This window comes from Hyphomicrobiales bacterium (assembly GCA_002869065.1).
Lineage (GTDB): Bacteria > Pseudomonadota > Alphaproteobacteria > Rhizobiales > Rhodobiaceae > Rhodobium.
The window spans coordinates 208,348-231,827 of sequence record PKTR01000004.1 but is presented as its reverse complement, the minus strand read 5'-3'; the positions used below and the strand labels follow the sequence as shown (position 1 = coordinate 231,827).

Annotated in this window: 21 protein-coding genes; 16 read left to right on the top strand and 5 right to left on the bottom strand. The window is 63.3% G+C overall.

Annotated features, from left to right (window positions below):
* Positions 1 to 355: 355 nt before the first annotated feature.
* A complete protein-coding gene (locus C0606_13500; GenBank protein ID PLX36818.1) occupies positions 356 to 1,294 on the bottom strand; it encodes an AEC family transporter in 939 nt (312 codons plus the stop codon).
* 5 nt (positions 1,295 to 1,299) lie between these two features.
* Entirely contained in the window at positions 1,300 to 1,776 is a 477-nt protein-coding gene (locus C0606_13495; protein ID PLX36817.1) for a Holliday junction resolvase RuvX, read from the bottom strand.
* Positions 1,777 to 1,942: 166 nt separating this feature from the next.
* On the opposite strand from C0606_13495, the gene C0606_13490 reads away from it, so the two are divergent.
* From C0606_13490 to gatA, 4 genes are all read left to right on the top strand, one after another.
* Positions 1,943 to 2,644 (top strand): metal-dependent hydrolase, encoded by a 702-nt coding sequence (locus tag C0606_13490; GenBank protein ID PLX36816.1) that lies wholly within the window; start codon positions 1,943 to 1,945, stop codon positions 2,642 to 2,644.
* 30 nt (positions 2,645 to 2,674) lie between these two features.
* Positions 2,675 to 2,881 carry a hypothetical protein gene (locus tag C0606_13485; GenBank protein ID PLX36815.1) on the top strand — a complete coding sequence of 69 codons (207 nt, stop codon included), beginning with the start codon at positions 2,675 to 2,677 and terminating at the stop codon, positions 2,879 to 2,881.
* A 167-nt stretch (positions 2,882 to 3,048) separates the two neighbouring features.
* Entirely contained in the window at positions 3,049 to 3,336 is a 288-nt protein-coding gene (locus tag C0606_13480) for an Asp-tRNA(Asn)/Glu-tRNA(Gln) amidotransferase GatCAB subunit C (protein ID PLX36814.1), read from the top strand.
* A 14-nt stretch (positions 3,337 to 3,350) separates the two neighbouring features.
* Positions 3,351 to 4,829 carry an Asp-tRNA(Asn)/Glu-tRNA(Gln) amidotransferase GatCAB subunit A gene (gatA, locus tag C0606_13475; protein PLX36813.1) on the top strand — a complete coding sequence of 493 codons (1,479 nt, stop codon included), beginning with the start codon at positions 3,351 to 3,353 and terminating at the stop codon, positions 4,827 to 4,829.
* A gap of 350 nt (positions 4,830 to 5,179) precedes the next feature.
* Here gatA and C0606_13470 read toward each other — a convergent pair whose 3' ends face one another.
* Positions 5,180 to 5,614: a translation initiation factor 2 gene (locus C0606_13470; protein ID PLX36812.1), complete on the bottom strand. Its 435-nt coding sequence runs from the start codon at positions 5,612 to 5,614 to the stop codon at positions 5,180 to 5,182.
* Positions 5,615 to 5,852: 238 nt separating this feature from the next.
* Between C0606_13470 and C0606_13465 the strand changes: the two genes are divergently transcribed.
* The 11 genes from C0606_13465 to C0606_13415 all read left to right on the top strand — a co-directional run bounded on the left by C0606_13465 (position 5,853) and on the right by C0606_13415 (position 16,614).
* Complete coding sequence (locus tag C0606_13465; GenBank protein ID PLX36811.1) at positions 5,853 to 6,149, top strand: hypothetical protein; 297 nt, start codon at positions 5,853 to 5,855, stop codon at positions 6,147 to 6,149.
* A 33-nt stretch (positions 6,150 to 6,182) separates the two neighbouring features.
* A complete protein-coding gene (locus C0606_13460) occupies positions 6,183 to 7,397 on the top strand; it encodes a cystathionine gamma-synthase (GenBank protein ID PLX36810.1) in 1,215 nt (404 codons plus the stop codon).
* 34 nt (positions 7,398 to 7,431) lie between these two features.
* Entirely contained in the window at positions 7,432 to 7,857 is a 426-nt protein-coding gene (locus tag C0606_13455) for an aminoacyl-tRNA hydrolase (protein ID PLX36809.1), read from the top strand.
* A gap of 139 nt (positions 7,858 to 7,996) precedes the next feature.
* Positions 7,997 to 8,752 (top strand): tellurium resistance protein TerC, encoded by a 756-nt coding sequence (locus tag C0606_13450; protein ID PLX36938.1) that lies wholly within the window; start codon positions 7,997 to 7,999, stop codon positions 8,750 to 8,752.
* Positions 8,749 to 9,213 (top strand): GNAT family N-acetyltransferase, encoded by a 465-nt coding sequence (locus C0606_13445; GenBank protein PLX36808.1) that lies wholly within the window; start codon positions 8,749 to 8,751, stop codon positions 9,211 to 9,213. Before C0606_13450 ends, C0606_13445 begins: the two co-directional genes overlap by 4 nt.
* Before the next feature lie 405 nt (positions 9,214 to 9,618).
* On the top strand, positions 9,619 to 11,100 hold the full coding sequence (gene gatB / locus C0606_13440; protein ID PLX36807.1) for an Asp-tRNA(Asn)/Glu-tRNA(Gln) amidotransferase GatCAB subunit B: 1,482 nt from the start codon (positions 9,619 to 9,621) through the stop codon (positions 11,098 to 11,100).
* Positions 11,101 to 11,614: 514 nt separating this feature from the next.
* Positions 11,615 to 13,177, top strand: a complete 1,563-nt coding sequence (locus C0606_13435; protein ID PLX36806.1) for a glucan biosynthesis protein D — start codon at positions 11,615 to 11,617, stop codon at positions 13,175 to 13,177.
* A complete protein-coding gene (locus C0606_13430; GenBank protein ID PLX36805.1) occupies positions 13,174 to 13,521 on the top strand; it encodes a hypothetical protein in 348 nt (115 codons plus the stop codon). Before C0606_13435 ends, C0606_13430 begins: the two co-directional genes overlap by 4 nt.
* A gap of 60 nt (positions 13,522 to 13,581) precedes the next feature.
* Positions 13,582 to 15,390 carry a glucans biosynthesis glucosyltransferase MdoH gene (locus C0606_13425; GenBank protein PLX36804.1) on the top strand — a complete coding sequence of 603 codons (1,809 nt, stop codon included), beginning with the start codon at positions 13,582 to 13,584 and terminating at the stop codon, positions 15,388 to 15,390.
* Positions 15,391 to 15,466: 76 nt separating this feature from the next.
* Positions 15,467 to 16,171, top strand: a complete 705-nt coding sequence (locus C0606_13420) for a glutathione S-transferase (GenBank protein PLX36803.1) — start codon at positions 15,467 to 15,469, stop codon at positions 16,169 to 16,171.
* A gap of 50 nt (positions 16,172 to 16,221) precedes the next feature.
* Positions 16,222 to 16,614, top strand: a complete 393-nt coding sequence (locus C0606_13415; protein ID PLX36802.1) for an aldehyde-activating protein — start codon at positions 16,222 to 16,224, stop codon at positions 16,612 to 16,614.
* Between the two features lie 32 nt (positions 16,615 to 16,646).
* Here C0606_13415 and C0606_13410 read toward each other — a convergent pair whose 3' ends face one another.
* Positions 16,647 to 17,120: a hypothetical protein gene (locus C0606_13410; GenBank protein ID PLX36801.1), complete on the bottom strand. Its 474-nt coding sequence runs from the start codon at positions 17,118 to 17,120 to the stop codon at positions 16,647 to 16,649.
* Between the two features lie 402 nt (positions 17,121 to 17,522).
* Between C0606_13410 and C0606_13405 the strand changes: the two genes are divergently transcribed.
* Positions 17,523 to 17,762 carry a hypothetical protein gene (locus C0606_13405; GenBank protein PLX36937.1) on the top strand — a complete coding sequence of 80 codons (240 nt, stop codon included), beginning with the start codon at positions 17,523 to 17,525 and terminating at the stop codon, positions 17,760 to 17,762.
* 198 nt (positions 17,763 to 17,960) lie between these two features.
* Here C0606_13405 and C0606_13400 read toward each other — a convergent pair whose 3' ends face one another.
* Positions 17,961 to 22,907 carry a hypothetical protein gene (locus tag C0606_13400; GenBank protein PLX36800.1) on the bottom strand — a complete coding sequence of 1,649 codons (4,947 nt, stop codon included), beginning with the start codon at positions 22,905 to 22,907 and terminating at the stop codon, positions 17,961 to 17,963.
* Between the last annotated feature and the right edge of the window lie 573 nt (positions 22,908 to 23,480).

The window sequence follows — 23,480 nt, the reverse complement described above, 5'->3', positions numbered from 1 at the left end:
GGGTTCGCGAAGCAACACGAGCGTTGCTATTTTGCTGGGCTACCGTGCCGAGATGGGCATTAGGCCCCGGATCAAGTCCGGGGTGACGAGGGAGTGCGTGGGTCGGGTGTAGTCCCCTACAGTCGGCATGGATTTGTGATCTGGGGTTTTCTCCCACGTCATCCTCCGGCTTGACCGGAGGATCGTTCTCCATTCGGGCGGTCTTTCTTTGTGAATAGGCCGATCTCTTTCCTGTCAATTACTCGCGTTGCGCTGGTCGCTGGCCGATCCTCCGGTCAAGCCGGAGGATGACGCGAGTGAGGGCTGGATGACGCGGATCGTGAGGGCCAGCGGAGTGGATTGAGTCGGGCGCTGCTCACAATGAAGTAGGCGCCAGAACGGCGATCGCGACCGGCATCGTGACGATCGCCACGATCGACTGCAGCGTGATGATTTCCGCCATCAGTTCGTGATCGCCACCCATCTGGCGGGCGAGCAGATAGGCGCCGGTCGACGTCGGGACCGACATGGCGACGATGGCGACGCCGAGCGCCATCGGTTCGAGCCCGAAGATCGCCCCGAAACCGGCAGCGAGAAGCGGCATGCCCGTGAGCCGCAAGGCCGATGAGAGCAGGTGCGCTGGTTTCGGACGGGCCAGCGTCGACAGCCGTAACCCGGCGCCAACGGCCAGCAGACCGGCGGCAAGTGCCGACCTTCCCATCAACTCAAGCGCGCCGAGCACCTGTTTCGGCGGGGTGAGGCCGCTCAAATTGATGGCGATCCCGACTGCGCAGGACCAGATGAACGGATTGCGGATGAGATCGAGCACGATCGCCTTGAACGGCAGCCGTTCGGCATTGCCGTAACGGACCAGTGCGCCGACACACAGCACGTTCAACGTCGGAATCATGGCGATGATGGCAACCGCGATCAGCGCCACGCCCGGGCGCCCGTAGAGAGCGCCGGCCATGGCGATGCCGACGGGTGTGTTCCAGCGCATCGACCCCTGGAAAACCGAGGTGAAGGCGGCGTCGGTGAGCCCGAGCGGGCCGACGATCAGCCGATGCAGGGCAAGCACGATGACGGCCATGGTCAGGATCGCCAGAAATAGCGTCAAACCAAGGGGAAAGGCCGGAACCGAGCCGAAATCCGTTGTGGACAAGGTGTGGATAATAATCGCCGGGAAGAGCACATAATAGGCGATCTTCTCGAAGCCGATCCACTGGTCCGGGGTCAGCAGGGCACGCGAGCGCAGCACCGCGCCGACGGCGATCACGAGCAGAACCGGAAGAAGGGCATCGAAGGCGGCGAGCATGGTGGTCAGCCGAGTCGAGAAAGGCGGTCGAGGGCGCCCTGCAGGATGAAAGCGGCGGCGGTCGCGTCGATCTTTTCGGCCCGTTTGGCACGTGAAATATCGGCCGCCAGCATCGCCCGTTCGGCGGCAACCGTCGACAGGCGCTCGTCCCAATAGGCGATGGGCAAATCGGTCAACGCCGACAGATTGCGCACGAAGGCGCGGGTTGCCTGGACGCGCGGGCCCTCCGAGCCGTCCATATTGAGCGGCAGGCCAATGACCAACCCGCCGACGTCATGCTCGGCGCACACGGCCAGCAGTTCCTGTGCGTCCTTGGTGAATTTCACCCGCTTCAGAGTCTTCATCGCGGTGGCAATGCCGCGTCTCACATCCGAGAGCGCAAGTCCGATTGTCTTGGTGCCGAGGTCGAGGCCCAGCAGGCGGGCATTCGGACCGAGCCGGGTGGCGAATTCTTCAATGGAAAGGGCGGGATCGGTAGCCATGTTTCGGCTCTAGCACGGCGGGCGTGAGCTTGTCCCGGCAAATGTCGCGGTATCCCGTCAACGGGTCGTTGATGGCCGCGCCGACGCCTCTATAGTCACTGTATGGCTTTGCGCAGGAGTCACTGTATGGCTTTGCGCAGGCGCTGGCGCCGACGGAGGAAGAAAGATGAAACTGACCTGGTTCGGGCATTCGGCTTTTCGTATCGACATCAAGGACGCGTCGATCCTGATCGATCCGTTCCTGAGCGGAAATCCGCTCTATGAGGGCACGGTGGAGGCCGCGTCGGAGGGCGTGACCCATGTGGTGCTCACCCACGGCCACGACGATCACATCGGCGACGCTATCCCGATCTGCAAGGCGACCGGCGCGCTGCTCACCAGCAATTTCGAGATCTGCATGTGGGCGGCTGCCGAGGGCGTCGAATCGGTCAACCCGATGAATTCCGGCGGCACCGTCGATGTCGGCCCGTTCTCGGTCTCGCTGACGGTGGCGCACCATTCCTCGTCGTCGCAGATGAACGGGCAGCCGCCGATCTATTTCGGCAATCCGCACGGCGTGGTGATCGCCGCTCCCGGCGAGAAGACGCTCTATCACGCCGGCGACACCGACATCTTTTCCGACATGGCGCTGATCCACGAGCTCTACGAGCCGAAGATCGGCATCCTGCCGATCGGCGACCGTTTCACCATGGGCGCGAAGAGTGCGGCGCTGGCGGCGCGGCGATTCTTCCGCTTCGACACTGTCATTCCCTGTCACTACGGCACGTTCCCGATCATCGATCAGGATACCGCGAAGTTCATGGTGCAGATGGGCGACAAGGCGTCCTCGGTGCGCGAGATGAAGATCGGCGAGGCGATCACGCTGTAGGCGCCGGGCGTCGCAAGAAACGGAGGCGGCATGTCGGAAGGCAACGCATCGGTCTGTCCGCGTTGTGGCACGACCTTTACCTGCGGGGCCGGCACCGGGTCGTGCTGGTGCATGGGCGAGGAGTTCCGCATGCCGCTGCCGGTCGAGGGTGACGCGGTGCAGGGCTGCTACTGCCCCGAATGCCTCCGTATTGTTGCCGCCGAGCGGATGGCGGAGCGGGGCCATTCCGCGTCGTGAGACGGCTTCATTCGCAGCAATGTGGCGATTGGCTTGCCCGTTGCGGGGAGGGCGCGTTGCGCGGCGCACACTTGGGGTGATATAGCCGGGCGTGTGGCCGGGTTCACCGCGCGTGCGCCCGCGTCCGCATCAGTCCCTCTCATTCCAACGGAAGCGATTGTCGATCCATGTCCGTCGATACCGACACCGTGAAGCGCGTTGCCCATCTGGCGCGGATTTCCATCACCGAAGAAGAAGCCGGCAAGATGACCGGCGAACTGAACGCCATCCTCGGCTTCGTTGAGCAATTGGACGCGGTCGACGTCGACGGCGTAGAGCCGATGACGTCGGTGGTCGACACCACCATGCGCAAGCGCGTCGATGGTGTGACCGACGGCGGATATCCCGAGCGGGTGACGGCGAACGCGCCGGAGAGCGAAGACAACTTCTTCGTCGTGCCGAAAGTCGTCGAGTAAGCGGGGGCGTTGCAATGAGCGAACTGACCAAACTGACCATTGCCGAAATCCGCGACGGGCTCGGCGCCAAGAAATTCTCGGCTGTTGAACTGACCGACGCCTATCTCGGCGCGATCGAAGCCGCCAATCCGGTGTTGAACGCCTATGTGGCGGTGACGCCGGACAAGGCGCGCGAGATGGCGACGGCCTCCGACGCGCGGATCGCGGCGGGCGAGGCACGGCCGCTCGAGGGCGTGCCGCTCGGCATCAAGGATCTGTTCTGCACCGAGGGGGTGCATGCGCAGGCCTGCAGCCACATCCTCGACGGCTTCAAGCCGACCTACGAGTCGACCGTGACGTCCAATCTGTGGGCCGATGGCGCGGTGATGCTCGGCAAGCTGAACATGGACGAGTTCGCCATGGGCTCGTCGAACGAGACCTCCTACTACGGACCGGTGAAAAGCCCGTGGCGGGCGAAGGACTCCAACGCCGATCTGGTTCCAGGCGGTTCGTCCGGTGGCTCCGCATCGGCGGTCGCCGCGCAGCTTTGCGCCGGTGCGACCGGTACCGATACGGGCGGTTCGATCCGCCAGCCGGCCGCGTTTACCGGCACGGTCGGCATCAAGCCGACCTATGGCCGTTGCTCGCGCTGGGGCATCGTTGCCTTTGCCTCGTCGCTCGACCAGGCCGGCCCGATTGCCCAGACCGTGCAGGACGCGGCGATCATGCTCAAATCGATGGCCTCGGTGGACCTGAAGGACACCACCTCGGTCGACGTGCCGGTGCCGGATTACGAGGCGGCGATCGGCCAGTCGGTGAAGGGCATGAAGATCGGCATTCCGAAGGAATACCGCGTTGAGGGCATGCCGGCGGAGATCGAGGCGCTGTGGCAGAAGGGTGCCGACATGCTGCGCGACGCCGGCGCGGAGATCGTCGACATCACGCTGCCGCACACGAAATACGCGCTGCCGGCCTATTACATTGTCGCACCGGCAGAGGCCTCGTCGAATCTCGCGCGTTACGACGGCGTTCGCTACGGGCTGCGCGTGGCGTCCGACGAAATCATCGACCTTTACGAGAAGACGCGCTCAGCGGGCTTCGGCGCGGAAGTGAAGCGCCGCGTGATGATCGGCACCTACGTGCTGTCGGCGGGCTATTACGATGCGTATTACCTGCGCGCGCAGAAGGTCCGCACGTTGATCAAGCGCGACTTCGAGCTGGCGTTCGACGCCGGTGTCGACGCGATCCTGACGCCGGCAACTCCGTCGGCGGCCTTCGGCATCGCCGAGATGGCAACGGCCTCGCCGGTCGAGATGTACCTGAACGACGTCTTCACCGTCACGGTCAACATGGCCGGCCTGCCGGGCATTTCGGTGCCGGCCGGGCTCGACGCCAAGGGTCTGCCGCTCGGCCTGCAGCTTATCGGCCGCCCGTTCGACGAGGGCACGCTGTTCCGCACTGCCAAGGTGATCGAGGACGCAGCCGGGCGTTTCACGCCGACCAAGTGGTGGTAGGGGTTTGCAAGGCCCGGCCGGGCAATGGTGTTCGGTATCGAAGCTGAATTGAAAGCCCGCGCTGGTTCGGCGCGGGCTTTTTAGTCCGTGCGCATTTCCATGCTGATGCCGCCCGACATGTAGATGTCGGTGTTGGCATCGGAATAGACCTTTGTGCCCTCAGGCGGTGGCAGCTCGGGAGCGCGCACCGATGAACAGGCGGCAAGCAGCGTGAGCGCGAGAAGACTGGCGAACAGGCGCATCGATCAGGTCCGATCCTGAGGCGGCGCGGGATCGCGCCACCAGCGTTGAATTCGTCCCTGCTTGTAGCGCCAATGCGGCGGAATTGGGAAGGGCTGCGATCGATCTCGTCAGGATGTCGGCGCAGCCAACTGTTGCGGTTCGCCCAGTGTCTTCTCGATCAGCGCTCCGCCCTTTGTGAAGTCGATGTGGATCGGATTGGGCACATGCTCCAGCGTCGATCCTGTTGCAGCATCGACCCCCATGCCGATGACGCCGCCGGCGAGCACATTGCCGGCGAAACCCGCCGCGCCCGCATTGGCGACCTTGGTGACCACCTCGACCTCGACGGGCGGATAGTCCGGCGCGGTGAAGGTGGCGACGAACTCTTCCTTGCGATCGATCTTCAGCGTGCACGGCGTGGTGCACACCCGTCCTGTCGATGTGCGTACTTCCGCGCCTGACGGGGTCGAGAGGAAGGTGACGTCATTTGTGGTGCCGCGGGTGACGGTGGCGCAGCCGCCGAGAACGAGGGCGGTGGCGGCGAGGGCATGAAGGATACGCATCGTGCCGGAATTCCTTGTTATGGTCGCGCGAACGCGCGGGGCGGGTAACTTCGGGTGGTGATGGGAAAATATACAATTTAAACGGTATTTGAGTCCATCGCCTGCAATTAATGCGAGCAGGGCTTCGCGCGCGTCGTTTCCGCGCACGCGGCGGAGGTGCCTGATCAATTCCCGCCGCGGGGTTGAACGGGGCTGCCGGACACGGGAAAACAGGTGCCGGGTGAGGCCTGAGGGTGCGATGAGCGATATCCGGGAACGATTTTTCGATGCAGATGCGGCAAACGCACCGGACGGGCTTTCGCCAGCGCTGGCCGGGCTGTGGCATGCCGGTCGCGGCGACTGGGACCGGGCGCACCGCATCGTGCAGGACGATCCCGGGCGCGACGCCGCCTGGGTGCACGCCTATCTGCATCGCGTCGAGGGCGATTTGTGGAACGCCGGCTACTGGTACCGGCAGGCCGGGCGGCCTGAATGTCAGGTGGCGCTTGAAGACGAATGGCGGGAGATTGCCGACGCACTGCTTGGAAAGAGCTGAGCCTGTGGCACGTCAGTTTGTGAGGGATATTCGATGACGATCAAAGGGCACAACCGGCCGGTGGGAACGCGGACGCTCGCCATTCACGGCGGTGAGGTTCCCGATCCGGCGACAGGAGCTTCGGCGCCCAATATCGCCATGTCGACGACCTATGTGGTCGACGAGGTGGCCGGCTTTTCCGCCCACGATCTGACTCCTGACTCGCCTTACCTCTACACCCGCTGGGGAAACCCGACCGTGCGTCAGCTCGAGGCCAAGCTCGCCGCGCTTGAAGGCGCGGAGGGCTGTGTCGCCTTCGCGAGCGGCATGGCGGCTGCGAGCGCGCTGTTCTTCAGCCTGCTGTCGGCGGGCGATCATGTGGTGATCAGTGACGTGTCCTATGCGGGCGTCGCCGAGCTGGTGCGCGAGACCCTGCCGCGTTTCGGCATTGAGGTAACGCCGGTCGATATGTCCGATCTTGCGGCGGTGTCGGCGGCGATACGGCCAACAACGAAGCTTGTCTATGCCGAAACGCCGGCCAATCCGATCCTGCGGCTGACCGACCTCTCGGCGCTGGCAGAGGTCGCCCGTGCGGGCGGGGCAAAGCTTGCCGTCGATTCGACCTTCGCGACGCCGATCGCGACGCGGCCGATCGAACTCGGCTGCGACTACGTGGTGCACTCGCTGACGAAATATCTCGGCGGCCATGGCGACGCGCTTGGCGGGGCGGTGCTTGGCAATGCGGATGCCATGCAGGCGCTCAACGTCGAGGCGGGCATCCACTATGGCGGCATCATCAGCCCGTTCAATGCCTGGCTGATCATGCGCGGGATGGCGACGCTGCCGCTGCGCATGCGGGCGCATGCCGAAACCGCGCTGAAGGTCGCGGAGTATCTGGAAGCGCATCCGAAGGTCAGCCGCGTTATCTATCCGGGTCTGCCGTCGCATCCGCAGCACGATCTGGCGAAGCGTCAGATGGCCAACTTCTCCGGCATGCTGACCTTTCAGGTCGGCGATGGCGCGTCGCTCGCCGAAGTGATGATCGAGGAGCTCGAGATCATTCACTACGCGGTGTCGCTCGGCCATCAGCGCAGCCTGATCTTCTGGATGCCGACCGACGGCCTCATTGAGACATCGTTTCATCTCGAAGGCGCAGCGGCCGAGAGCTATCGCGCCTTTGCGGGCGATGGGATGTTCCGCTTCTCGGTCGGGCTGGAAGACGCGGACGATCTGATCGCCGATCTCGACCGCGTTCTGGCGAAGGCGTGAAGGTGCCTCACGGGGCATTCAGGGGAGGGATCGGATGATCCGGGTCACCGACAGGATCAGCATCGACGAAAGCGAGATCGTTCTCTCCTTTATCCGGGCGAGCGGACCGGGCGGGCAGAACGTCAACAAGGTGTCGAGCGCAGTACAGCTTCGCTTCGATGCGCGGCACTCGCCGTCGCTGACGGATCGGGTGCGTTGGCGGCTGGAGAAAATCGCCGGCTCGCGGCTGACCAAGGACGGCGTCATCGTGCTGACCGCCGACCGCTTCCGCACCCAGGAGCAGAATCGCGAGGACGCGATTGCCCGTCTCGTCTCGATGATCGAAAAGGCTTCCATCGAGAAGAAATATCGCGTTCCGACCAAGCCGACGCTCGGCTCCAAGAAGCGCCGACTTGAAGCGAAAAACCGGCGCGGCGGTATCAAGAAGATGCGCAGCGGCAAGATCGATCGCGACGGCTAAGCAATTCCCTTTGCACATTCTTTCGGCTTGTCATTGCGCCGGGCTTGTGGTCGTTTTCGAAACTTGGGGCACGCTGAAACGTATGAGGGAATGAGGCATGGAAGCCGTCTTTTCGATCGATAACTGGTTCACGCTTGCCATGCTGGTGCTTTTGCAGGCGGTGCTCGGCTTCGACAACCTGCTCTACATCTCGATCGAATCGAAGCGGGTCGCAGCGGACCGTCAGGCCTTCGTGCGCCGCATGGGTATCGGGCTCGCGATCATCCTGCGCCTCATTCTGCTCTTCGTCGTCATGCAGGCGATCCAGTACTTTCAGGAACCGTTCGCGTCGATCCACTGGACAGGCGTGCTCGAAGGCTCGTTCAACGTCCACACCGTGATCGTGCTCGTCGGTGGCGCCTTCATCATCTACACCGCGATGAAGGAGATCTCGCACATGCTGGTGATCGAGGAGATCGGCGATCACCAGAAAAGGAACAGCCGCTCGGTGATTTCCGCGATTGTCTGGATCGTGTTGATGAACCTCGTCTTTTCCTTCGACTCGATTCTGTCGGCGCTGGCGCTGACCAAGGTGTTCTGGGTGATGGCGACGGCCATCGTCATCTCCGGTCTGATGATGATCTTCCTTGCCGACTACGTGTCGGAGTTCCTCAAGAAGAACCGGATGTATGAGGTGCTCGGCCTGTTCATCCTGTTCATCGTCGGTGTCATGCTGCTGTCGGAGGGTGGTCATCTCGGCCATCTGCACCTGTTCGGCTATGCGGTCGAGCCGATGGCCAAATCGACCTTCTACTTCGTGATCGGCGTCATGGTGATCGTCGATCTGGTGCAGTCGCGCTACCAGAAGAAACTGCTGGCGCAGGCAGCCGCCGAACGCGGGCAGGAGGCTGCATGAGCCTGACGATTGCTGTCGATCGTGAACTGAAGAGCGCGGCGATCATCGGTCTGCTGGAACGCCATCTCGATACGATGCGCGCGCATACGCCGCCCGAAAGCGTGCATGCGCTCGATCTTGATGGTCTGCGCAAGCCGGAGGTGACGTTCTGGTGCGTGTGGGACGGTGACGATCTGGTCGGCTGCGGGGCGCTGAAGGAACTCGACGGCGCCCATGGCGAGATCAAGTCGATGCACACGGCCGCGGAACATCGCGGCAAGGGGATCGCGGCGACGCTCGTCGCGCACATTCTCGACGAAGCGCGGCGACGGGGTTACGCCCGGCTCAGCCTCGAGACCGGCTCGCCGGAGCCGTTCCACCCCGCGCTGGCGCTCTATGAACGCCATGGCTTCACCCGCTGCGGGCCGTTCGCGGACTATGTCTACGACCCGTTCAGCGTCTACATGACGCTGGAGTTGTGAGGGGCGGGGCTTTTTGTCCGAATAGGCGATCGAGAGAAGGCACGCGATCCAGGCGCTCCCCGTCACCCCGGGCTTGACCCGGGGGCCAATGTCCCTTTCGGCGGGGTGTGTGGATTGCGATGTAACAGGCGCTCGCTTCTCCCGCCCACGTCATCCTCCGGCTTGACCGGAGGATGACGAGGAGAGATTCCGGAGGATTACGAGGGAAGAGTCCAGGGGTTGACCAGAGCGGTACAGTGCCTCAGACGAGAGAGGCGCCCGCGCGCGTCGCGCTCGGTGACCGAACGAGTATCCCGCCCATCATCCGCTCCTTCTGCCTTCCACCCTGTGCCGCATTGCGCTAAAGGAAGGCCGTGAATACCTTTCGCGGGTATCCATGGTTCTCCCAAGCATTCAAGGCATCCCATGACTCTCGTCGACACCCGTACCACCGATCCGAAGAACCTGATCAAAGGCGCCACCGGCGACTGGGAGATCATCATCGGTCTGGAAGTGCATGCGCAGGTGCAATCGGAAGCGAAGCTGTTCTCCGGCGCCTCGACGGAATTCGGCGGTGCGCCGAACGATCACGTGTCGCTGGTCGACGCGGCGATGCCGGGCATGCTGCCGGTGATCAACGAGGAGTGCGTGCGCCAGGCGATCCGCACCGGGCTCGGGCTGAAGGCGGAGATCAACTGCAAGAGCGTGTTCGACCGGAAGAACTATTTCTATCCGGACCTGCCGCAGGGCTACCAGATCTCGCAGTTCAAGCAGCCGATCGTCGGCGAAGGCGAGGTGTTTCTGGAGCTTGACGGCGAGGAAATCCGCGTCGGCATCGAGCGGCTGCATCTGGAGCAGGACGCCGGCAAGTCGATCCACGACATGCACCCGACGAAGTCCTATGTCGACCTGAACCGCTCGGGCGTGGCGCTGATGGAGATCGTGTCGAAGCCGGACATGCGCTCGGCCGACGAGGCCAAGGCCTATATCGGCAAACTGCGCACCATCCTGCGCTATCTCGGCACGTCTGATGCCGACATGGACAAGGGCAATCTGCGCGCCGACGTCAACGTCTCGGTGCGCCGTCCGGGCGAGGGATTCGGCACCCGTTGCGAGATCAAGAACGTCAACTCGATCCGTTTCGCCGGCCAGGCCATCGACTATGAGGCGCGGCGCCAGATCGGTATTCTGGAAGACGGCGGCTCGATCGCGCAGGAAACCCGCCTGTTCGATCCGAACAAGGGCGAGACGCGCTCGATGCGGTCCAAGGAAGAGGCGCACGACTACCGCTACTTCCCGGATCCGGACCTGCTGCCGCTCGAGTTTACCGAGGCCTATGTCGAGGAACTGAAGGAAGGGCTGCCGGAGCTGCCGGACGAGAAGCGCGCGCGCTTCATCGCCGATTACGGCCTGACGCCCTACGACGCCGACATTCTCGTCGTCGAGAAGATCGCTGCCGACTTCTTCGAGAAGGTTGCTGCCGGCCGCGACTCCAAGCAGGCGGCGAACTGGGTGACCAACGAGCTCTTTGCCCGCCTCAACAAGGAAGGCCTCGACATCGAGACCTCGCCGGTGTCGGCCGAACAGCTCGGCGCCGTCATCGATCTCGTCAAGGACGGCACGATTTCCGGCAAGATCGCCAAGGATCTGTTCGAGATCGTCTGGGCCGAAGGCGGTGATCCGGCCAAGATCGTCGAAGAGCGCGGCATGAAGCAGGTCACCGATCTCGGCGCCATCGAGGCGATCGTCGACGAGATCGTTGCCGCCAATCCGGAAAAGGTCGAGCAGGCGCGCGAGAAGCCGGGCCTGCTTGGCTGGTTCGTCGGCCAGGTGATGAAGGCGAGCCAGGGCAAGGCCAATCCGCAGGCGGTCAATCAGCTGCTCAAGGACAAGATCGGCCTCGAATAGGCTGCCGGCCGGCGCGGCATTTTTCGCCCGAGAGCAGGACACGCGGTGCGCGCCCGATTGGCGCCGCCGACGTTTTGCACGCGTCAAACCCGGTTCTGCCGGCCCTCCGTTCCGCCTGCCATAGTGTCTGGCACCTGCGGTTATGTGCCGCTCCTGCCTATCCGGCCCATGCGCGCGTTCGCGCCGGCGGCATGGTTGCACGCAGGCACTTGTCGAAACCCATCCAGAATGCGGGAATTCCGTGCCCTTTCAGCGGGCATTTGCTTGCAAATCGGCCATGTGTGCGCCGCAGAAGGCGGCATTGTATGCAACCGGTTTTCTGCTTGTATACGAGGGCGTTTTATTCCTCTTGCGCTGCAGCGCGGATGACATAAATATCGATCGCTTTTCGGCTGGTCAGCAAGTTGGCCGGGCGCACGAAGACGACCGTGTTTTTGCCGTATTTTGGTCACTAGGCTGTTTTCGTTGATTGAAATCTGGCTGCCCTCGGGGCGGGCCTGGGGGTGGCGAAGGAATGGATCGACGCCGGTTCTTGAACGGCAGTGTCAGCCTGTTGGTTTTGGCGGGCGCGGGGGTTGCGTTGCCGGTGTTTGCCGATGAGGCAGCGCCGCCGGCGGGCTCGGAGTTTTCGTTCGATAAGTTGAGCCAACAGATGCAGTCGGCGGCCGCAACCGAGTGGGCCGGCGGCGAGCCGAAACTGCCGGACCTTCTCAAGGATTTTTCCTACGACCAGTATCGTGCGATCCGCTATCGGCCCGACCGGTCGCTCTGGCGGGGGAGCGAGTCTGCCTATGAGGCGCAGGCGTTCCACCCCGGCTGGCTGTTCAAACGGCCGGTTCAACTGTTCGAGGTTGTCGACGGACGGGCCAATCCAGTGGTCTATACGGCGGCCGACTTCGAATACCGCGCCCCGCTCGACCCTGCGCAGTTCGCCGGGTTTGAGCTGCCGGGCGTTGCCGGTTTCCGCCTGCATTATCCGCTCAACAGGCCCGACTATCGCGATGAGCTCATTTCCTTCCTCGGTGCCAGCTATTTCCGTTCGCTGGGACGCAATTCGATCTACGGGTTGTCCGCGCGCGGGCTGGCGATCAACACGGCGTCTGACACGCGCGAGGAGTTTCCGGCATTCACCTCGTTCTATCTGGAGCGCCCGGCGGCCGGGGCGACGGCCATGCGGCTGTGGGCGACGCTCGAAGGACCGAGCGTGACGGGCGCCTATGCGTTCACGATCCAGCCGGGTTCGTCGACGGTCGTCGATGTCACGGCGCGGCTGTTCTTCCGCGATGGCGTGGAGCGGCTCGGCGTCGCGCCGCTCACCAGCATGTTCCTGTTCGGCGAGAACGAGCGTGCCGGCTTCGACGATTACCGGCCGGAAGTACACGACAGCGATGGGCTGGCGATCGTCAATGGCGATGGCGAGCAGGTGTTCCGTCCGCTGCGCAATCCGCCGTCGCTTCGCGTTTCCTTCTTCTCGGTCGCCAATCCGCGCGGGTTCGGGCTGGAGCAGCGCGATCGCGACTTCAATAATTACCAGGACCTCGAGGCCCAATACGACCGTAGGCCGTCGCTGTGGATCGAACCGCAGGGGACCTGGGGGCAGGGGCGTGTGGTGCTGGCCGAAATCCCGAGCAAGAGCGAGGCGAACGACAACATCGTCGCCTTCTGGCAGCCGGAAGCGGCGCCGGCCGCCGGCGAGGCGCGGGAATACAGCTACCGCATGTATTGGGGCGACCAGCCGCATGGGAATGCCGATCTGGCCCGTGTGGTGGCGACCCGTTCCGGCCATGCAACGACACCGGTGCTGCGCAAGGATCCGGCAGTGCGCAAATTCGTCATCGATTTCGCCGACGGCATGCTTGCCTCGCTGCCGCCAGAAAGCCGCCTTACTCCTGAGGTCGAATGCAGTAACGGGTCGATTGTCGACAGCGTTCTGCAGCCGTTGAAGCGGGAAGGGCGCTGGCGTCTCGTTCTCGATGTTAAGCGGGATGGAACCAACCCGGTCGAATTGCGTTCCTTCCTTCGGTTCAATGATCAGCGACTGAGTGAAACCTGGCTCTATCAATGGAGTGTCGAATGACGGTTCACGCACACGTTCTTTCTATTCTGCCGGACGACGGCGAAGCCTTCTTGGACCAGCCCTATCGCGCGTTCGCGAGCCGGGTCGGGCGGGAAGATCTGGCGCCTGAGACGGTGCGTGACCTCATCGCCGACGCGATCGTGCGCCTCGGCATGGACGGTATCGAAGCGGGTTCCGTGGTGCGTGGAGCCGTCGCGCCCGATGTCGTGGCAGCGCTCGTCGCAGCCATTGCGTTCCCTGCGCCGTTTTCGCCGATGGCGATGCCGGAGCAGCCGCTCGGACGTGTCCGCCAGCCGGCCGTCCGGCGTTCATGGTTGCCGTGGCGGCGCGAAAAAGCCGCCTGATCGTTCTGCTCATAGCGAAGGAAACCGACCCAATATGTCCGCTCTTTTCGGGCAGCTTCGATGATGGCGATTGTCGTGCGGCGCCTTGCGGCCGCAATCCTGACTGTCTGCCTTACGGCGATCGGCGTCATGCTGTTCTACGGGGTCGTCGGTTCTGACGGCTTCGATGTCCTGGACGCGATCCGTCTCGTTCTGCTTGCCCTGTCGAGCGGCTGGCTCGCCTGGGGTGCCTGTACCGCCTTTATCGGCTTGCTGTTTCCCGTCGATGTTGCCGCCTTCGCGCATGGCCGCGATGAGCCGGAGGGGCGGGTCGCCGTTCTGGTGCCGATCTACAACGAGGATGCGACGGTCGTCTTCGCCAATGTCATGGCGATGTATCACGACCTTGCCGCGACCGGCTTCGGCGCCTGGTTTGACTTCCATATCCTGAGCGACAGCACGCGGCCGGAGCGGGCAGCGGAAGAACTGCGGCTGTTTCGTGCCATCGTCACCCGCTACGGCGTTGGCAACCGCATCTTCTACCGTCATCGCTCCCCCAATGCCGGCCGCAAGGCGGGTAACATCAAGAGTTTCGTGACCGCCTCGGGCGGCGCCTACACCTCGATGCTGGTGCTCGATGCGGACAGCCTGATGCGCGGCGAGACGATCCTCGAGATGGTCCGCCGGATGGATGGCGATCCCGAACTCGGGCTGTTGCAGACGGTGCCGGTGGTGATCGGGCGCACGTCGCTGTTCGGCCGCGCGCTGCAATTTTCCTCCGCCTTCTATTCGCCGATCTTCTCGCGCGGTGTCTCCGCCCTGCAGGGGCGTGACGGGCCGTTCTGGGGGCATAACGCGCTGATCCGGGTGCGCGCCTTTGCCGAGAGTTGCGGGCTTCCTTCGCTGCCGGGCAAGCCGCCTTTCGGCGGCGACGTGCTGAGCCATGATTTCGTCGAGGCGGCCTTGCTGGCGCGGGCCGGCTGGAAGGTTCGGCTCGATCCGGATCTGGTCGGCTCCTACGAGGAAGCGCCGGCCAATCTTCTGGAATACGCCAAGCGCGACCGGCGCTGGTGCCAGGGCAATCTGCAGCATAGCCGGGTCCTGCCGACGGAGGGGCTGCCGTTCTGGAGTCGCGTGGCGTTGGTGCAGGGCATCCTCGCCTATCTCGCCTCTCCCATGTGGCTGTTGTTCCTCGTCACCAGCCTGACCGCGCTGATTGTTGCGCCGGCGCCGGTCTATTTCCCGACCGAGGGAAGCGGCGTGCCGATCTTTCCCTATCCCGAGACCGGCAAGGCGATTGCTCTCATCATCGGCATTGTCGCGTTGCTGATCCTGCCGAAAGCCCTGATGTTGGTGCGCGCGCTCTGGCAGGAGGACCTCTCGGCCTATCGCGGCCGCTTCGCGGTGTTTGTCGGCTCCGCTATCGAGCTGGTCCTGTCGAGTGTGATTGCCCCGATCAACATGATGTTCCAGAGCCGGTCAGTCATGCAGGTGCTGATGGGACGCGATGCCGGCTGGCCGGCGGCGAACCGGGCCGACGGGTCGGTCAGACTTGCGACAGGCTTTGCAGCGAGCTGGTGGATGATGCTCGCCGGCGGTATCGGTGCTCTGCTCGGCTGGTTCTTCGCGCCGAAAATCCTGATCTGGCTGTGGCCGATCGCGGTGCCGCTGATCTTCGCCCCGTTGGTCATTTCCTGGACGGCGTCGCCGCTGGTCGGGCGCATTGCGATGCGCAGCGGCTTGTTCGCGACGCCGGCGGAGACCGGGCCCGAAGCCGTGATCCGCCGCGCTGAGGCCTTTGCCGTGGAACTTGCCGGGGAGGGTGAGGATGATGGTGCTACCATCGCCGACTTCACAACTGCGCGAGCGGCACGACCCCAGGAAGGGTGACCCGTTGAGGTGCGTCGCCGGTGGTCCTATTTAGGGTCGACAATGCTCGCAAACACCTGCCGGGGAGCCTCCAGACATGACGCAGAAAGAACCCATCGCCCTTTACTACTGGCCGACGCCGAACGGCTGGAAGATTTCCATCATGCTGGAAGAACTCGGCGTGCCCTACGAGGTTCACTATGTGAATATCGGCGTGGGCGAACAGTTCGAGCCGTCTTTCCTGGCGATTTCGCCGAACAACCGCATGCCCGCCATCGTCGATCTGGAAGGGCCGGGGGGCGAGCCGATCTCGGTGTTCGAATCCGGCGCGATCCTGCAATATCTCGGGCGCAAGTTCGGTAAGTACTACCCGACCGACGAGCGTGGCCGGGTCGAGGTCGAGCAGTGGCTGATGTGGCAGATGGGCGGTCTTGGTCCGATGGCCGGTCAGGCGCATCACTTCCGGCAATACGCGCCGGAGCAGGTGCCGTACGCCATCGAACGCTACACCAATGAGGTCAATCGGCTCTACGGGGTGATGAACAAGCGTCTCGCCGACCGGGATTTCCTTGCCGGCGACTATTCGATCGCCGACATGGCGGCGGTCGGCTGGATCAAGCCTTACGCCCGGCAGGGCCAGGATCTTGATGACTTCCCGCACCTGAAGCGTTGGTTCGAGACGATGCTGGCGCGTCCGGCCGTCGAGCGGGGACTTGCGGTTGGCGCCGAACATCGGCGTAATCTCGATCTCGCCAAGGACAAGGACGCGCAATCGGTGCTGTTCGGGCAGAAGGCGCGCTGACATTCCATCCGGCGCGTCTTGCCGCCGCTTGGTGAGCGGAGGAGGGCGTCATGGATCAGGTGACGGGCGGCTGCATGTGCGGCCGCGTTCGGCTCAAGGCTTCAGGCCGTCCGTACAGGGTCGGCCTGTGCCATTGCCTCGATTGCCGCAAGCATCATGGCGCGCTTTTCCACGCCTCTGCGATATTCCCCGAAGACGCTGTGACGCTCGAGGGCGAGACGCACGCTTATGAGGGGCGGCATTTCTGCCCCCGTTGCGGGTCGTCGGTGTTCTCGCGCAGCGGCGATGAGATCGAGGTGCATCTCGGGGCGCTCGACGCGCCGGATCAGTTCCTGCCGACCTATGAGCTTTGGACGATCCGCCGCGAGGCCTGGCTGCCGCCGTTCCCGCTCGCCCGTCACTGTGAGCGCGACCGCGAAGGCACTGAGCGGACCGAGGACTAGGCGGGCTTTCGGCCAGTTTGTTTCGACGCCGCTCAGTTCTTGCGCGTCCAGATTTCGTCCTGGCAGATCTTGAAGGCGACCCGGACGCATCCCGTGAGCTTGATGGTATCGGGGGTCTCGACGGTGATGGTCGCGTCGGTGAGGATGCCGTTCTTCGGCAGGTAGATTTCTGCTTCCCAGGTTTGCGGCGCCGTTGGTGTAATGTCTTCCAGCACATGGACGCCATAGAGCGAGCGCGCGCGCATTGCCGGATCGGGGTTGTTCCTGTCGATTGCGCGCTCGCGGGTGATGCCGGGCGGCAGGATGAAGTCGACGAGCGTCCCGCACAGGCCGGAATCACAGGGCGCGATCTCGATCGTCGCCTTGTCCTTGGTCTCCCAGAAGCCGCGCAGGACACTGTCGTCCGACCGGGCGGCCGTGCTGAGTGACAGCCCAGTGACGGCGAGGACGGCAAGGTAAGTGCGAAACGGCATTCCACGACTCCTTCTTCGATCACATCCGCCCATCCAAGCGCGCCTCCATGACGCGCATGTGAAACGTCGGACGGCGCCTGTTATCCGCCCTGTGAGAGCGTTTGATGCCTTACCGGACGGAAATCGCGGCCCGAAAATTCCCGCGTGGTTTCGAGTCCATGCTTAATGATCGGTGAAATGATTGTGTGAAATTGTTTGTTTCGCACCTTGAATCCAAAAGACGATTCACGGAATCAGCTTTAATAGACTGTGAAATTTACGAACAATTTGTGCTTTATTTGAGTAAAATTAAGGCTGTTGTTTAACTCGCGATTCAAGCGACTGCCACACACTCGAAGACATTACGACGTTGAAAAGTCGTGGGGTTTTCAGGCCTTACCTGAAGAAAGGACTTGGGAGAGTGTCATGGCTCGTTTGGAGATCAACGATGCAACGATGGCGGCGCTGGGACAGGAAGACGCCAGTGGAGATATCCTGTTCCGGCTCGGCATGAATTATTCGACCGGCCGTAACGGTACGTCCGATCTGGTCGAAGCACACAAGTGGTTCAATCTCGCCGCGATGAAGGGCAAGCGCGAAGCGGTCTGCTATCGCCAGGAGATTGCCGCGGAAATGTCGTCGTCGGAAGTTGCCGAGGCTCAGCGCGCTGCGCGCGAGTGGCTGCGCCTGCACTGATTGATATGTCTTGCAGCGATCCTTTCCCCGCCAGGGGTGTGGCGGGGAACGATCGCCGCGCGACATAAGCCGACACAGCCGTTCGGCTGAACTCCGGCCAGATCGTTTTGCTTCAGACTGAATCCGCAAAATGCTCTAACGAATTGCCCTGTCGCGTTTTCCAATCCAAAAAGTCTGTCAACTTTTTGGGAAAGCGCTTCAGATCATGAAGTCGCCCGCGTCGAGATCGCTGGCCGCGAAGCCGACGACGGTGATTTCATCAGTGCCCAGGTCGACCACAGCGTCGCCGTCCGCGTTCTCGCGGATTCTCAGATCGCTGAAGCTCGACAGGCCTGCATAGGGCCGCAGATCGATCACGTCGGTCCCGGACACGAAGTCCATGATCCGATCGCGACCGAAGCCGTCGTTGAAGCGGAAGGTGTCGCCACCGCCCTGGCCGAACAGGGTGTCGTTGCCAGCCGCACCGATCAGCAGATCATTTCCCAATCCGCCTCTGAGTATGTCGCGTCCGGTGCCGCCATCGAGCGTATCCTGGCCGCCGCCGCCAAACAGCGTATCGTCGCCGCCGAGGCCTCTGAGCGTGTCGCTGCCGTTGTTCGCGGCCAGCCTGTTTGCTCCCAACTTGCCAATCAGCAAGTCGTCGCCGGCGCCCGAGGTGACGTTTTCGATCTGCAGCAGTTTGTCCGTGCCCTGACCGGTGTCCTGCGCGGCCGTCTTGCGCAGATCCACCGTGATGTCATTGGAGCCAAGGAAGGTTGCCATGTCGACACCGGCGTCACCGTCGATCGTGTCATTTCCCGCGTCGCCGGTAAGCGTATAGTTGCCGCCGCCGCCGCGCAGGACGTCGTTGCCGTTGCCGCCGTATAGCTTGTCGGCATCGTTGCCGCCGAGCAGCGTATCGTTGCCGCCAAGGCCTTTCAGGATGTCGTTGCCGGCATTCCCAGCAATCCAGTTGGCGCTGGCGTGTCCGGTGAGCTGATCGTCGCCCGTTCCGGATGCGACATTTTCAATGTCGAGCAGCGTGTCGTTACCAAGGCCGGTGTTCTGAGCGCCGGTGACGCGGAGGTCAACCGTGATGTCGGCAGCCCCTGCAAAGACCGCCTTGTCGGTGCCATCGTCGCCATAGAGCCGGTCGTTGCCGGCGCCGCCCTCGAGCGTGTCGTTGTTGTTGCCGCCGCGTAGCACATCGGCGCCGTAGTCGCCCTTCAGGCTGTCATTGCCGTCTCCGCCGAACAGCAGATCGTTGCCGCCAAGGCCAATCAGGGTGTCGTTACCATTGTTGCCTGCAAGCCTGTTGGCATCCGCCTTGCCGACGAGCCGGTCGTTGCCGCCGCCGGAGGTGAGGTTCTCGATCCCGGTGAGCGTGTCGATGCCCTGACCGGTGTCCTGACCGACAGTCACACGAAGATCGACGGTGATGTCCGTGGCTCCGACGAAGGTTGCGGTATCGACGCCGGTGTCGCCCTGCAGGTGATCGTTGCCGTTGCGGCCGATGAGGGTGTCGTCTCCGTCGCCGCCGAGCAGCGTGTCGTCGTTGGTTCCGCCGTCAAGCAGGTCTGCGCCGGTGCCGCCAATGATGCTGTCGTTGCCGCCGTCGCCGCGGAGTGTGTCGTCGCCGGCGAAGCCGTTCATCGTGTCGCGGCCGATGCCGCCGGAAAGGCTGTCGTCTCCGGGCGTGCCGTTGATGACGTCGTTGCTGTCGATGCCGGTATGGGTGAGCGTGAGTGACTCGGTTCCGCTGTCGGTGCCGTCATTCAGGGTGAAGTCGAGTGTGACGGCTTCCGTCGCGCCGACCGGCAGATCCTGCGACGGATTGCGATACGAGATTGCCTGGACGATCTCGTTCACAACGGCCGTGGTCGGCGTGCCGCCATTGCCGTTGGTGAAGGTGATCGCCAGCGTTCCACCGGTGCTGGTGTAGGTGGCGATGATGAGGCCGTCCTTGACCAGATTGCTGCCGACAACTGTGACATTCGCCATCGCGGCAAACGAGAACACATCGTCGGCATTGGCGCCGCCGTTGCGCTCGACGGTGAGCGTTGCACCGTCATAGTCGCCATTGCCGCCGTTAGCCGCGTCGAGCTCGATGTCGGAGACGGTCGCGTCGGCGTCGAGAACGACCGGCGCGTCGCCTTCGGTGTAGCCCGGTGTCGCGTCGAGACCGGCAAAGGCGGGTGCGTCGTTGGCGCGCGTGACCGTGACGGTCGTATCGCGCGCGGTCGAGGTGCCGCCGTCGCCGTCAGTGACCGTGAACCGCACGGTGCGCGCGCCTTCGCTCGGCATGTCGGTGTCGGTGTTCTCGTAGGTGACGTTCTGGACGAGGGCTTCAACCGCTTCCGGCGTGGCGCTGGCATTGAATGTGACGACGAGGTCGGCGCCGCCCGTACCTCCGGCTGCCGTGCCGATCACGGTGCCTTCATAGGTGATGTTGGAGCCCGACACGCCGATCTGCCCGGCGCCGGTGCCCTGATTTTGGATCGCAAGCACGTCCTCGGCGGTGTCGCCGCCGGCGGCAATCGAAACCGTCAGGGTGCCCGATTCCAGATTGGCGGAGTCGGGATCCGTTACGGTTGCCGCCGTGCCCTGATCGATGACCACCGCGCCATCGTCTTCGGTGTAGGCGAGGGCGTCGCCGGCGAGATTGCCGATGTCGGGCGCGTCGTTGACGCCTGTCACCGTGACCGTCGCGTCATGGGTGCCGGTCGAGCCGCCGTCTCCGTCGGTCAGTTCGAAGCGGATCGTGCGCGCGCCTTCGGTCGGATCTTCAGTGCCGGCATTCTGGAAGGTGATGTTGCGCAATAGTGCCTGCGTCGCGGCCTGCGTGGCGTTGGCGTTCAGCGTGACGACGAGGTCGACACCGCCGGTGCCGCCGGTGAAGGTGCCGATCACGGTGCCTTCGTAGGTGATGTCGGCGAGGTTGCGGCCGATCTGCCCGGTGCCTGTGCCCTGATCGCGGATTTGGAGCAGGTCGTGGCTGGCGTCGGAGCCGGCCGCGAAGGAAACGGTCAGCGTGCCGCCGTTGAAATCGGCGGAGTCGATATCGCTGACAGTGGCGTCGCCGCCCTGTTCGATGACGACGACACCGTCGCCTTCGGTATAGGCGAGGCTGTCGCCATCGAGGTTGGCGATCACGGGCGTCGAGTTGATGCCGGAAACGGTGACGGTCGCCGAATGGGTTCCGGTACTGCCGCCGTCGCCATCGGTGAGGGTGAAGTCGATGGTGCGCGGGCCTTCTGTCGGTGCGACCGTGTCGACGTTCTCGAATGTGATGTTGCGGATCAGCGCGGAAGACGCCGCCGCAGTGACGCTCGAATTGAAGGTGACGATGAGATCGGTGCCGCCGGCGCCGCCGACGAAGGTGCCGATCACGGTGCCTTCATAGGTCACATCCAAGCCCGACACGCCGATCTGACCGGCGCCTGTGCCCTGGTTGCGGATTGCGAGAAGGTCTTCCGCGTTGTCGAGGCCGGCCGAGATCGAAACCGTCAGGGTGCCGAGATCGAAATCGGTCGAGTCGGAATCGCTGACGGCCGCGTCGCCGCCTTCCTCGATCACCTGCGCGCCGTCGCCTTCGGTGTAGGCGAGAGCGTCACCGTGCAGATTGACCAGCACCGGATCATTGTTGTTGAGGAAGACGTCATTGGCGACGCTCGAATAGTTGCCGATCATGATGTCGAGATCGCCGTCATTGTCGAGATCGCCGACCGCGAGGCCCTGGCCGTAGGCACTGATGAGCGTCTGGCCGCTGTCGGTGTAGGTTCCGCTGCCGTCGTTGAAGTAGACCTTGGTATTGGTGTTGTAGGACGTCACGATCGCGTCGAGATCGCCGTCGCCGTCGATGTCTTCCAGAGCGACTTCATACGTCTCTACGCCGCCGATCGTCTGGCCGGAATCGGTGAACGACCCGGAGCCGTCATTCAGCCAGACCTGGTTCGGGGTGTCCCAGTCGCTGATGAAGACGTCGATATCGCCGTCGCCGTCGACGTCGCCGAGCGCAACGCAGCGCGGATCGGTGTGGGCGATGGCGAGGCTGCCGCCGGAGAAAGTGCCCGAGCCGTCGTTGATCCATAGATAGGCGCCGGAATCCTTGACGATTTCGAGGGCGTCGAGGTCGCCGTCGCCGTCGAGGTCGGCGAGTTCAAGTGAACGGGTGTCGTTGGAGCCGAGACTTTGGCCGCTGTTTGAAAATCCACCGGCGCCATTGCCGAACCAGACGGTATTGGCGGCGCCGAAATTGCCGAGCATCAGGTCGACATTGCCGTCGCCGTTCAGGTCGCCGACGCCCATATCCCAGGCATTGTGGCCGGCGATGCTGGTGACTTCGGTGAAGGTGCCGGAGCCGTTGTTTGTGTAGACCTTGATCGAATCGCCGCCGGTGACCGCATCGAGGTCGCCATCACCGTCTATGTCGACGAGGGCGACCTGTTCCGTTCCTTCGTAAGGTCCGATCGCCTGTCCTGAATCGGTAAAGGTGCCACTACCGTCGTTCAGCCAAAGCCGATCGATGCCGTTGTTGCCGACGAGGGCGTCGAGGTCGCCGTCACCGTCGACGTCGCCGAAGGCGATGGCGTCGCTGTTGCTGCTGCCGAGCGCCTGGTTGGTATCGACGAACGAACCTGTCGCCGGTGTCGTGACGCGCAGTTCGACATCGGCGTTGGCCGATGTGCTGCCATCGCCGTCGCTGATGGTGACGCGGATGGTGCGCGGGTCGGTGTCGGGGTCGGTTGCGTTCGTATTGTCGTATTGCAGCGCCTGGACGAGTGTCGTTGCGGTCGTCGGATTGGCGTTTGCGTTGAAATTGATGACGAGGTCGTTGCCGACGCCGATGTCGTTGCCGAGCGTGCCGACGACCGTGCCGTCGACAAGGACGTTCGAGCCGGCGGTCGAGCCGGAAAGCGAGACGGTTCCGCTGGTGTCGAGTGTCAGAAGGTCTTCGGCGGCGATTTCGCCGCTGACGATGGTGACGGTGAGGGCGCCGCCGTCAAAGTCGGCACTGTCGCCATCTGTCACCGTTGCGGCGACCGAACTCAGCACGCGGTTGTCGACCTGAGTGCTGCTGGCATCGAGCGCCACTGCGCCGAAGCCCAGTTTGAAGTTCACGTGGTCGTCGTGAAGATTGAGGATTGAGGGGGCTTCAAGGGGCATTGGGCCTTACCTTTGTCGTATGGGGCTGGCGCCCCGTCAGAGTCTTGTCGCCGCTTCCGGGTTGCTCGGGCTCCGGTTGCCTGACCGTGGCCGCGAGGGCGTGGCTACTTGCCTCAACGGTCTGGCCCGCCGCCTTGTTCGGTTTTCTCTCGCAGCTTCGCTCAAAGGGGTTGGTTACATGCGGGTGAAACGGCTTCTGCCGTTCGTGCCGTTCCTGGGGGCGGATCCACGGGAGGGAACGAGCCTGAGCAAATTTTCTCAGGCGCAATTATCGCGCCGAATTTTTTCTGGATTTATGAGATGCATCAAAATTGGCGAAAAATTTCGATTTTTCAGCCGCTTAATTGTTTTCTCGATTAATTCTACGGGTGGTGTGGCGGCATGCCGACGCGGTTTGATTGTGGGTGCCCGCGCAAGGCTTTGAATCCGTTACGTCAGCTCCGCTATCCGTTGAAAGCGTAGCTGATGCGCGGGTTTTGCCGCTACGCAGCATCGCGGTGGTCCCCTATATTGGGAAGCGGAATCGATGCAGACCGGCTCGCGGAGACGCGGGGGCGGTGAGTGCATCTTTTC